The sequence below is a fragment of the Clostridium sp. CTA-17 genome, from assembly GCF_054767895.1.
The window spans coordinates 156,688-167,978 of record NZ_BAAABF010000008.1; the positions used below are offsets into that span (position 1 = coordinate 156,688).

Below are 11,291 nucleotides of genomic sequence, written 5' to 3' on the forward strand. Positions count from 1 at the left end.
AGGAAGAGGAGTGATCTAATGGATTTAAAAAGCTTGCTTAATAAAGAACAATATGAAGCAGCAACCACAATTGATGGTCAAGTACTTATATTAGCAGGAGCAGGTTCTGGTAAAACTAGAGTACTTACACACAGAATAGCATACATGATAGAAAATGATATAAAACCTTATAATATATTAGCAATAACATTTACAAATAAAGCAGCAGGGGAAATGAGAGAGAGAGTAAAATCTCTAGTTGGTGAAGTAGCAAACAACATGTGGATATCAACATTTCATTCATCTTGCGTGAGAATTTTAAGAAGAGAAATAGATAAATTAGGTTATAGTAAAGACTTTACAATATATGATTCATCAGATCAGAAAACATTAATAAAACTTGTAATGAAAGAGCTTAATATTAATGAAAAAGAGATAACTGATTTAGAGATTTTAGGTACTATAGGAAAAGCAAAGGATAATATCCAAAGTGCACAAAGTTTTAAGAAAGAAAATGAAGATAACTTTAGAAAAAATAAAATAGCAGATGCATATCTTTTATATCAAAAGAAATTAAAAGAAAATAATGCTCTAGATTTTGATGATTTAATAGTAAAAACTGTTGAGTTATTTAGAAAGCATAATGATGTATTAGAGTTTTATCAAAATAAGTTTAAATACATAATGATAGATGAGTATCAAGATACAAATAAAGCTCAATATGAATTTGCTAAGCTTTTAGCTGCAAAACACAAAAATATATGCGTAGTTGGTGATGATGACCAATGTATTTATGCTTGGAGAGGGGCAGATATAAGAAATATATTAGATTTTGAAAAGGATTATCCAGAGGCTAAAGTTGTTAAACTTGAACAAAACTATAGATCAAAAGGAAATATTTTAGAGGCTGCTAATAAAGTTATAAAAAATAATGCAGAGAGAAAATTTAAAATTTTAAGAACTGAACAAGTAGAGGGAGAAAAAATAAGTATTCATAGAGCTTATTCAGATAAAATGGAAGCAGCTTTTGTTGTTTCAGAGATAGAAAAATTAAAAAGTGATAAAGGATATAAATATAAGGATTTTGCTGTTCTTTACAGAACAAATGCACAGTCTCGTAATTTTGAGGAAGCCTTAAGAAGAGCAGGAATTCCATATAGAATTTTTGGAGGACTAAAATTCTATGATAGAAAAGAGATAAAAGATATTCTTGCATACTTAAAAATAATAGTAAATCCTAAAGATTCTATAAGTTTAAGAAGAATAATAAATGTTCCTAAAAGAAGCATTGGAGATACTACTGTAGAAAAACTTCAAAATCATGCGTCTGAAATAGATGATACATTATACAATGTTTTATTAGATGTAGATTATGTACCAGGATTAACAGCTAGAAGTATAAATCCTATTAAGAAGTTTACTGATATGATGGAAGAAATAATGGTTATGTCAGAGCAACTAAGTGTATCTCAATTAATTGAATATGTTTTAGAAAAAACAGGTTATTTAAAATCACTTAAAGATTCAAAGCTTATAGAGGATCAAAGCAGAATAGAAAACTTAGAAGAATTAGTTTCTGATGCTGTTGAATTTGAAAAGAGTAATGAAGAAGATAAATCATTATCAGCTTACTTAGAGAAGGTTGCTCTTGTTCAAGATATGGATGATTTAGAAGCAGAAGATAATTATGTAATGCTAATGACAGTTCACAGCTCAAAGGGACTAGAATTCCCAACAGTTTTCTTAGTTGGTATGGAGAACGGAATATTCCCAAATGCAGCTTGCTTTGAACATGATAATCAAATGGAAGAGGCTAGAAGACTTTGCTATGTTGGAATAACTAGAGCTGAGGAAAAGTTATATATGACATCAGCTGAAACAAGAATGATATTTGGTAAAACAGTGGCTTATGGACAATCAGATTTTATATCAGAAATTCCAGCTAACATAAAAGACTATGTAAATATCAATGGTAAAAGTTCAAGTAACTCTTTCAAAAATAGTTCACAAACTTATGGAGAGCCAAGAAAAACTTATAATCCTCACAGTATAAGAGGAGGAATGAGTGTTTCTAAAGCAAATGAATCCATAAATAAGACTTTATCAGGAAAATCTTCAGGTAATGCAGGAATAGATGAATTAACTATGGGAAGAAAAGTTAAGCATCCTAAGTTTGGTGTGGGAACATTAATAACAAAGAGTAAAGTTGGAGATGACTATAAGCTTACAATTGCCTTTGATAGTCAAGGAGTTAAACATTTAATGTTTAGCTTTGCACCACTAGAACTTCTTTAATATAGAAATTTACTTTAATAAGGAGTAGATGAGTAAGATGGATAAGAAAAAATTAATAGAAGAGTTAGTTGAAGAGTTAAATAAATATGCTTATGAATATTATGTTTTAGGAAATTCTTCAGTAACAGATAAAGATTATGATAAAAAATACTATGAATTAGTAGATTTAGAAAAGGAAACAGGATATAAATTACCATATTCACCTACTCAAAGAGTTGGTGATGTAATTCTTCCTGAGTTTAAAAAATACACTCATAAAGCTAGACTTTGGAGTTTAGACAAAGCTCAAACTTTAGAGGAAATTGGAGAGTGGCATAATAGAAATGTTAAATTTGTTGAAGAATATAATAGAACTTCAGATGAAGAATTACCACCATTAAAATATATTTTAACTAAAAAGTTTGATGGATTAACAATTAATCTTTCCTATGATGAAAATGGAGTATTAGTTACTGGAGCAACTAGAGGAACTGGGGCTATTGGTGAAGATGTGACAGCTCAGGTTAAAACTATAAAATCAATTCCATTAAAAATTGATTGTCATGATTTCTTAGAAATTCATGGAGAGGCTATTATGACTACAGAAGCCTTTGAAAAATATAATAGTGAAGCAGACACTCCTCTTAAGAATTTAAGAAATGGAGCAGCGGGAGCTTTAAGAAATTTAAATGTAGCAGAGACAGCTAAAAGAAATTTATCAGCTTTCTTCTATGATGTTGGATATAAGGAAGGAGCTCCTTTTAAAACTTATATGGAAATGTTAAATTTCATAAAAATTAAGGGATTTCCAATGGATGATTATATTAGGGAATGCACAACTTTAGATGAAATTCAAAAAGAAATTGATTATATAAGAGATATAAGATTTGATTTAAATTATGATATAGATGGATTAGTTATAGCTATAGATGATATAAGAACTAGAGAACTTTTAGGATACACAGTTAAATTTCCTAAGTGGGCTATTGCATATAAATTTGAAGCACAGGAGGCTACAACTAAGCTTTTAGATGTTGAATGGAATGTAGGTAGAAGTGGAAGAGTATCTCCCACAGCTATCTTAGAGCCAGTAGAGTTAGCAGGAGTTACTGTTAAGAGGGCTACATTAAACAATATGGATGATATAGCTAGAAAGGGAGTAAGATTAGGAGCTGAAGTATTTGTAAGAAGAAGCAATGATGTTATTCCAGAAATAATGGGAGTAGTTCCTGAAAGTTTAGAAGGTACAAAGGAAATTGAAGAACCAAAGGTATGTCCAGCTTGTGGAGCACATTTAGTTCATGAAGGAGTTCATATCTATTGTGAAAATACTTTAGGATGTAAGCCTCAAATGGTTAAAACTATAGTTCACTTTGCGGGTAGAGAAGCTATGAACATAGCTGGTTTTTCAGAAAGAACAGCAGAGCAATTATTTGAAAAGCTTGATATAAGAGATATATCAGATCTTTATAAATTAGAATATGAAAAATTATTAGATTTAGATAAGTTTGGTCCAAAGAAAGCACAAAATCTTTTAGATGCCATAGAAAAAAGTAAAGATTGTACTTTAGAAGCATTTTTATATTCCTTAGGAATTCCTAATGTAGGAGTTAAAACTGCTAAGGATTTAGTAAAGAGATTTGAGTCTTTAGAAAACCTAGAGAATGCTACTTTTGAGGAATTAGTATCTGTTCAAGATGTTGGAGATATAGTTGCTAGAAGTATAATAGAATTCTTTAAAGAGGAAAGAACTTTAAAAGTAATAAATGAATTATTATCCCTTGGAGTAAATCCTCATTATGAGAAAAAAGAAGTGTTAGAAAGTCCATTTATGGGAAAAACAGTAGTAGTAACTGGTACTTTAGAAAACTATTCTAGAACATCAATAAAAGAAAAATTAGAATCTTTAGGAGCAAAGGTTTCAGGAAGTGTAAGTAAAAAGACTGATTTTGTAATAGCAGGAGAAGCAGCTGGTTCAAAATATGATAAAGCTAAATCTTTAGGTGTTACTATATTAAGTGAAGAAGAATTTGAAAATATGATATAAAAAGTAAAAGCTATGTGAGTAATTTCACATGGCTTTTATTTTTCCTCTATATTTGAGTTTTCTTTTATTTCCTCTGATATATTTGTATCCTCTTCTGATTCTGTATCAGTTTTAATATCTTTATCTAAAAGGTTTTCTTTTATTTCAGAATATGAAACTGAATCATCCATAGCATTTAAGTTATCAAATATTTTTTCCTTATTTCTTATTAGAGATATATTGTGTGCTATTTTTTCAAGTAAATAATTCTTATACTTTATCTGTCTGTAAGCTTTATTTGCAATTACAAAACTCCAGATTCCTAAAAATATCATTATTAACATGAAAAGTATAGCAACAACTTGAACTGCTAAGGTCATTTAATTTTACCTCCATATAAAATAATAAATAAATTATACCATAAGAATAGTTATAAATAGTATTAAATAATTATTACATTAAAACATATAATTTTAGTAAGTGATAAATAAGGAGATAAGTATATGCTGAAATCTTTTTATGTTCTTATGAATTCAAAGAATATAGAAAAGTCATTAATGAAATTTAGGAAGATATCAATAAAAAAAGTAAGTCAAATAGTAATTAAAGAGTGTATTAAAGAAAAATTAAATTATGAAATCATAGAAAAAAATAATAATGAATTTATAGTAGAAATAAGTTCTAGTCGAAAAAAGACTTTAATAGTATTTCATAAAGTATTAGCTGTAACAATTTATGATTACTATAAATTTATACGTTTAATACAAGATAGAGAGATAGACAAGGGCGTATATATTACCACAGGAGTTTTTCAACAAGATGTTTATAACATGGCAGAAACAGATAGATTTATAAATAGAATAAAACTTCTAAATGGAAAAGACTTTGTTGTTAAGCAAAGGTGGATAAAGAGAAAGAAACATCATCATATTTCATACGACAAGTTAAGTTTTAAATCCTTATTTTAAGGGTAAAATATTGTTTTTATATAAATTTTAATGAACTTAAATTACTTTCTTGAATTAGATAAGTATGAGTATTTCTTTTAATATAGTTGTCAATAATTTAAAGGGAAAAGATTATTGAAGGAGATATTTACATGAAGAAAGTAATTTTATTTATATGTTTAATGATTTTATTAGTAGTTGGAGTAGGAAGGAGTTATGTGGATGTAACCCCTGTTTCTAATATGAACTTTGAATATAATGAAGGACTTATATATTCTCTTGAAAGTTTACCAGATACCATAAGTCCTAGTGAATCTTTAAGTACAGGAGAAGAAGATTTAGTAAGTAATATATTTTCAGGATTAGTTGAGGTAAATGAAAAGGGAGAACCAATTCCAGATCTTGCTATGGGATGGAAGGTTAGTGATGATGGCTTAGAATATACATTTAAGATTAATGAAAAAAATAAGTGGAGTAATGGTAAAGAGGTAACAGCAAAGGATTTTCAAATGTTCTTTAGAGATTTATTAAGTCCAGATAATGAAGATTATACAAGTAATGAGTTATATAGTATTTACGGAGTTAAGGATTATAGAGAAGGGAAAATTGATTTTAGTGAAGTAGCAATAAGTAGTCCTGATGATTATACATTGGTTTTAAGAATGAACAATAAAGATGATGATTTACTTAAAAATTTAGCTAAACCTATATATAGACTAAGAGATTTAAATGAACCATTAGATAATTATAAGAAGGATTTTAATGAAATATCATATACTGGGCCATATACAATATATGATGTAACTGAGGATGGATTTATAAGATTAAAAGACAACCCTTATAATAGTAGCGAATTAGAAATAAAAGATATAGCTTTTAAGGAGAAAGACTCTGATGAAATTGAGTTAGCAGCTTTTAATCTAGAAAAGGTAGATATTTTAAAGAATCCTCCTATAATATATTCAGAAGATATAGGATTATATAAAGATTTGAGTAAATATAATAATGATACTTTAAAGTTAATGGTTGTAAATAGTGATAAAGCTGAGATGATTCAGGGAATATCTAATATTATGCAAGTTTTAATTAGTGATAGTAATATATTAAAAAATAATTTAGGAGAACCATATATAAAAGTAATAAATAACAAAGAAGAAATTCATTCAATTAAAGAGGATGGAGTTAAAGGAGATTATAAGATTAGTGAATCAGAAAAAAATAATCTTAAAGAAGCAGGTAAAAATACTTTGAAAAAGGTTTTTGGTAATAATGAGGTACTAAAAATAGTTGTAGGAGATAATGAGGAAGATAAAGCTTTAGCAAATGAACTGAAAAAATTTTTAGACAAGGAGCTAGCCATAAAGAGTATAGTAAAAATTCATGATGAGGGTATAGAGGAAGTAATAAAAAGTGGAGAATTTAATATAGCTTTTGGTGAATTTAACTTCAATGAAAAAAACTCAGAAAGCTTAAAAAAAGAAAAGATAGATAAAGAAGAGAATGAATCAGAGGATAAGAATGAAAAAAGTGAAAAAGAGACTACTATTTCAGAAAAGCCTAATTTAAGTCTAGTTAGTTTATATTTTAAAAATGATGTTTGGTGTAAGTCGCCAAAGGTTAATTATTTATTTATTGATGGAAATGGAAATTTAATATTAAAATATAGCAGTTAAAATACTTATAAGTTTATATTAAAGCAAATTTGAACTCTAAGTATTAAAAACTTTAGGAGAATTTATTTTTACATAAATTCCCCTAAATTATATATTGTATTTAATAGCAAAATCTAAGCTACTAAAAAATATCTTCTATCATGTAGATCTAAGTTTTAATCATATTTACTAAAAAAACTTATAAATAGCATATTAGGAAAGTAAAGAGTATATAAGTTCCTAGAAAGCTATTTATAAGTTTTTAATTGTTTTATGGAGTGTAAATTATTATAAATCAGTAGAATCAAGAATATTTTTCATTTTATCATCTAAATCCTCTTTTTTATCTATTGAAGAATCAATATATTCAGATATTTCTCTAGTTAAGTTTGGATTTTTTGGTGGTGGAGAAATTTCATGCACTTGATCTTGATTAATTATAGAATTATAGTCTGATTCTCCAGCATCAGGTGGAACTATAAGAGTATTGGAATTAGAATTATTTAATTTAGGAAGTTTATTTGTTTTTTGTACATCCTTTAAAGAGCCTATTTGTTCTATTAACATAGCATTTTTTTTCTCTTGAGGAGTATCAGTAATAAAATCTATATATTTATCAATAAAGCTATTTATAAATACAAAGAATATAAACATATTTTTTGTACTATCAAAGGTAGTTTTATCTGAAGTGAAAATTGATTTTTTTGTAGAGTACTTTAGATTTTTTGTAAATATAGGTGCTAATCCTGTAAGTTCAGGGCTATTAGCATTAGTCATTCTAAACATTGATTCATCAATTAAATCATCAGGCTTTAAAGAGAATTTTTTATATCTTTCATGAGAATCTAAATTTGGTGCATCAGGGAAACTGGTTACTATTCCTGAGTTAACTATATAATTTTTATAGACCTTAGATATTATATTTTCTCTTTTATCTGAGGAATCCTCATCTAAATCAAAGGACATTAAAAGGTTAGTTAAATATAAGCATATTTCCATGTTAGAATATTTATACTCTTTTTTATCTGTTCCTTTTAGGATTATTCCCTTTTCATCATTAAACATATTACAGAAAAGCTCAATTAAGTCTAAGTAAGCATCTTTAAATATAAGTATGTTTGTATTCTTATAGCTTAAATACATATTTAAGGCTAGTAGAGAAGTTGTTTCAAGATTAGAAAATGTGCTATTTGATTCATAATATTTGTTTAATATGAAATCAGATAAATCTAAAACTAATAATTTACAATCTTCATTATTTGAATATAGAAGCATGTTATTTAAGCAATAGTCTATTTTGCAACATTCATCTAAGGAAAGTAAGTATAATTCTTCTTTAAAATTAACAAACATGTTTAATATTTGAAGTGCAAAATCTTCATAGGTTTTGCTATCAGAATCTTCAGGAGCTACTTTACTATACATATAGTAAGCTAACATCATTAAAGCTTGATCTGAATAAGACATTTCATCTTCTTTTTCACTTATATTTAAGCCAGACTTAGAAGAAGACTCATCATTTTTTTTGTTTACAAAAAAACCTTCTGGATTTCTTAAATAGGTATAATAAAATTCCAGTTGAAGCTTACTTAAATTTTTATAAAAGGCAGCTCTTTTATAAAGTGCACTATTAATATTTTTAAATTTTTCATAGTAAGAACAAAGTCTTAAAAGAGAAAGGGTCATTAATGCATTAGATGAAACTGGAATATCTTTTTTAAAGGTGGTATCATCCCAAGTTTTTGAATACTTAGAAGAATAAATATTAGGCTTTGCTTTTTTATATATACAAATTAATGGAGTATTATTTTTAAAGAATGATATCTCATCTTTTTTGAAATTTTCTTTAAGATTTTTGTAATTTGTAGATATTCCACACCTAGATTCAAGTACTATATGATTTACTGATTCTTTTGAAAGAAAAAGTAATTGTGATGCTATCTCTTCTTTAGAAAGAGAATTAGCTTTGAAGAATGAACCTATATACTTCAAATAATTCACCTCATGATATTATTTCTTATATATATTAATATGAATTTTTATTATAAATATTACCTAGTGAGTACATAATACTTTTAGGTGAAATAAAGGTTTAGAGGGCTTTTTATAGGTATAATTTTTATATATAATCCATGTTGATAAAGGATAAAATAACCAATATACTATTCTTATAATTAGTGTTTTGAAAATAAATTAAGGTAAGGAGATATTGAATGAGAAGTAGTGGAAGAAAAAAAGAACAGATAAGACCAGTTAAAATAACAAGAAACTTTACTAAATATGCAGAAGGCTCTGTATTAATAGAAGTTGGGGATACTAAAGTATTATGTACTGCTTCAATAGAAGAGAAAGTTCCACCTTTTTTAAAGGGTTCTGGAGAAGGATGGATAACTGCTGAATATAACATGCTTCCAAGAAGTACTCAAAGTAGAAAACAAAGAGATATAAATAAACTTAAAATAGATGGAAGAACAATGGAAATACAAAGACTTATAGGAAGAGCTCTTAGGTCAGCTGTAGATATGAAAGCTTTAGGAGAAAAAACTATTTGGATAGACTGTGATGTTCTTCAAGCTGATGGGGGAACTAGAACGACTTCTATTACAGGTTCATTTGTGGCATTAGTTGATGCTGTAAATAAACTTCATCAAAAGAAACCTTTCAATGTTTATCCTATAAGACATTTTGTCAGCGCAGTAAGTGTTGGAATAGTAGGGGAAGAGAAAGTATTAGACTTATGCTATGAAGAAGACCATGTAGCTAAAGTAGATATGAATGTTGTAATGACAGAAGAGGGAGAGTTTATAGAAATTCAAGGAACTGGAGAGGCTGGACCTTTTTCAAGAAAAGAATTAGATGAATTATTAAATCTTGCTGAAAAAGGAGCAAAACAAATGATACAAGCACAAAAAGATGCTTTAAAGACAGATTCTTTATGGATTGGAACAGGGAGAGAGTAAAATGAAAAAATTTATACTAGCAAGTAATAATGCACATAAGGTAAAAGAAATAAAAGAAATATTAAAAGATTTTAATTTAAACATATTATCTTTAAATGAAGCAGGAATAGACATAGATGTTGAAGAGGACGGAAAAACATTTGAAGAAAATTCTTTTAAGAAAGCTAATGAAATAAGAAAGTATTTACTTAGTAAAGGTGAAAGTGATTTTATTGTAATGGCTGACGATTCAGGATTAGAAGTAGATTATTTAAATGGAGCGCCAGGTATATATTCTGCTAGATATGCAGGGGAACATGGAAATGATTCTAAAAATAATGAAAAGTTATTAGAGGAATTAAAAAATGTTAAAGATGATGAAAGAAAAGCTAATTTTATATGTGTAATAGTTGCAGTTACAGATAAAGGAGAAAAAATAGTAGCAGAGGGAAAAAGTTATGGAGTAATTTTAGAAGCTTTAAGTGGAAATGAAGGCTTTGGATATGATCCTTTATTTTTCGTACCAGAATACAAAAAAACTTTCGCAGAAATGACTTCAGATGAAAAGAATGCTATTAGCCATAGGGGAAGAGCTTTAGAAAAACTAAAGGATAATTTAAAAGGGATACTTAAATAGGAGGAGAAGAAATGAAAGTAGCTATAGTCAGTGATACACATGGAGTTACTCATGTTATTGAATATATAAAAACTTTACTAAATGATTCAGATGTTCTTATACATTTAGGAGATAATATAAATGATGTTAAGTTATTAAGTGAAGGTTTTAAGGGAAAGGTATATTCTGTTGTAGGAAACTGTGACTATGAAAGAAATGGGCAAGTTGAGCAAGTTATTGAAATTGAAGGTAAAAAATTTCTAATAACTCATGGTCATAAATATACAGTTAAATATGGATTAGATAAAATTTACTATAGAGGACTTGAATTAGGGGTAGATGGAGTGATTTTTGGTCATACTCATAGAAAAGTAGCCTTAAAAGAGGGAAATATGTGGATAATAAATCCTGGTAGTCCATCAATACCTAAAGATGGAGAAGCAAGTATAGCTTTTATGAATGTAGATTCTGAAAATATAGAAGTAAGATTTTTTTCTATTTAATTAGAATTAAATTAAAAAATAAGTGCTAATACATAAAAAAAGCCTATGTATTAGCACTTTTTTTAAAAAGAAAACATAGATTTTATCAGGGTTTCAGAGGATTCGATAAATTTTTCTAAAAAAACTTTAAAAAAAGTGTTGACATAATAATAACTATACTGTAGAATAACTATTGTCGTCGCGAGAGAGCGGCGGTGAAACAAAGCCTTCGGGGTGTGGCGCAGATGGGAGCGCGCGTGGTTTGGGACCATGAGGTCGCAGGTTCGATCCCTGTCACCCCGACCATTATGCGGGTGTAGTTCAATGGTAGAACACCAGCCTTCCAAGCTGGATACCCGGGTTCGATTCCCGGTAC

Annotated in this window: 9 protein-coding genes and 1 tRNA gene; 8 read left to right on the top strand and 2 right to left on the bottom strand. The window is 28.0% G+C overall.

The genetic code is table 11. The annotated features are described in order from the left end of the window. Window positions 1-18 precede the first annotated feature (18 nt). Together pcrA and ligA are read left to right on the top strand one after the other, a co-directional pair. Window positions 19-2,274: a DNA helicase PcrA gene (pcrA, locus tag ACYUCG_RS12885; protein ID WP_460268735.1), complete on the top strand. Its 2,256-nt coding sequence runs from the start codon at window positions 19-21 to the stop codon at window positions 2,272-2,274. Between the two features lie 37 nt (window positions 2,275-2,311). Then, the gene (gene ligA, locus ACYUCG_RS12890) at window positions 2,312-4,300 is read left to right on the top strand and encodes an NAD-dependent DNA ligase LigA (protein ID WP_460268736.1); all 1,989 of its coding nucleotides are present in this window, start codon (window positions 2,312-2,314) and stop codon (window positions 4,298-4,300) included. A gap of 35 nt (window positions 4,301-4,335) precedes the next feature. Here the strand turns inward: ligA and ACYUCG_RS12895 are convergent, their stop codons facing one another. Then, the gene (locus ACYUCG_RS12895; protein ID WP_003459451.1) at window positions 4,336-4,659 is read right to left on the bottom strand and encodes a hypothetical protein; all 324 of its coding nucleotides are present in this window, start codon (window positions 4,657-4,659) and stop codon (window positions 4,336-4,338) included. Between the two features lie 123 nt (window positions 4,660-4,782). Between ACYUCG_RS12895 and ACYUCG_RS12900 the strand changes: the two genes are divergently transcribed. Both ACYUCG_RS12900 and ACYUCG_RS12905 read left to right on the top strand, forming a co-directional pair. Continuing rightward, window positions 4,783-5,247 carry a hypothetical protein gene (locus tag ACYUCG_RS12900; RefSeq protein ID WP_460268737.1) on the top strand — a complete coding sequence of 155 codons (465 nt, stop codon included), beginning with the start codon at window positions 4,783-4,785 and terminating at the stop codon, window positions 5,245-5,247. Between the two features lie 131 nt (window positions 5,248-5,378). After that, window positions 5,379-6,899: an ABC transporter substrate-binding protein gene (locus tag ACYUCG_RS12905; protein ID WP_460268738.1), complete on the top strand. Its 1,521-nt coding sequence runs from the start codon at window positions 5,379-5,381 to the stop codon at window positions 6,897-6,899. A 267-nt stretch (window positions 6,900-7,166) separates the two neighbouring features. Here ACYUCG_RS12905 and ACYUCG_RS12910 read toward each other — a convergent pair whose 3' ends face one another. Continuing rightward, window positions 7,167-8,870, bottom strand: a complete 1,704-nt coding sequence (locus tag ACYUCG_RS12910; protein WP_347178442.1) for a hypothetical protein — start codon at window positions 8,868-8,870, stop codon at window positions 7,167-7,169. Window positions 8,871-9,091: 221 nt separating this feature from the next. Here ACYUCG_RS12910 and rph point away from each other — a divergent pair, with 221 nt between their 5' ends. The 4 genes from rph to ACYUCG_RS12930 all read left to right on the top strand — a co-directional run bounded on the left by rph (window position 9,092) and on the right by ACYUCG_RS12930 (window position 11,221). Beyond that, window positions 9,092-9,838 carry a ribonuclease PH gene (rph, locus tag ACYUCG_RS12915; RefSeq protein ID WP_110021121.1) on the top strand — a complete coding sequence of 249 codons (747 nt, stop codon included), beginning with the start codon at window positions 9,092-9,094 and terminating at the stop codon, window positions 9,836-9,838. 1 nt (window position 9,839) lies between these two features. Further along, entirely contained in the window at window positions 9,840-10,454 is a 615-nt protein-coding gene (locus ACYUCG_RS12920; RefSeq protein WP_003459440.1) for an XTP/dITP diphosphatase, read from the top strand. An 11-nt stretch (window positions 10,455-10,465) separates the two neighbouring features. Continuing rightward, window positions 10,466-10,936 (top strand): metallophosphoesterase, encoded by a 471-nt coding sequence (locus ACYUCG_RS12925; RefSeq protein ID WP_003454314.1) that lies wholly within the window; start codon window positions 10,466-10,468, stop codon window positions 10,934-10,936. 209 nt (window positions 10,937-11,145) lie between these two features. Further along, window positions 11,146-11,221, top strand: a tRNA-Pro gene (locus tag ACYUCG_RS12930). Window positions 11,222-11,291 lie beyond the last annotated feature (70 nt).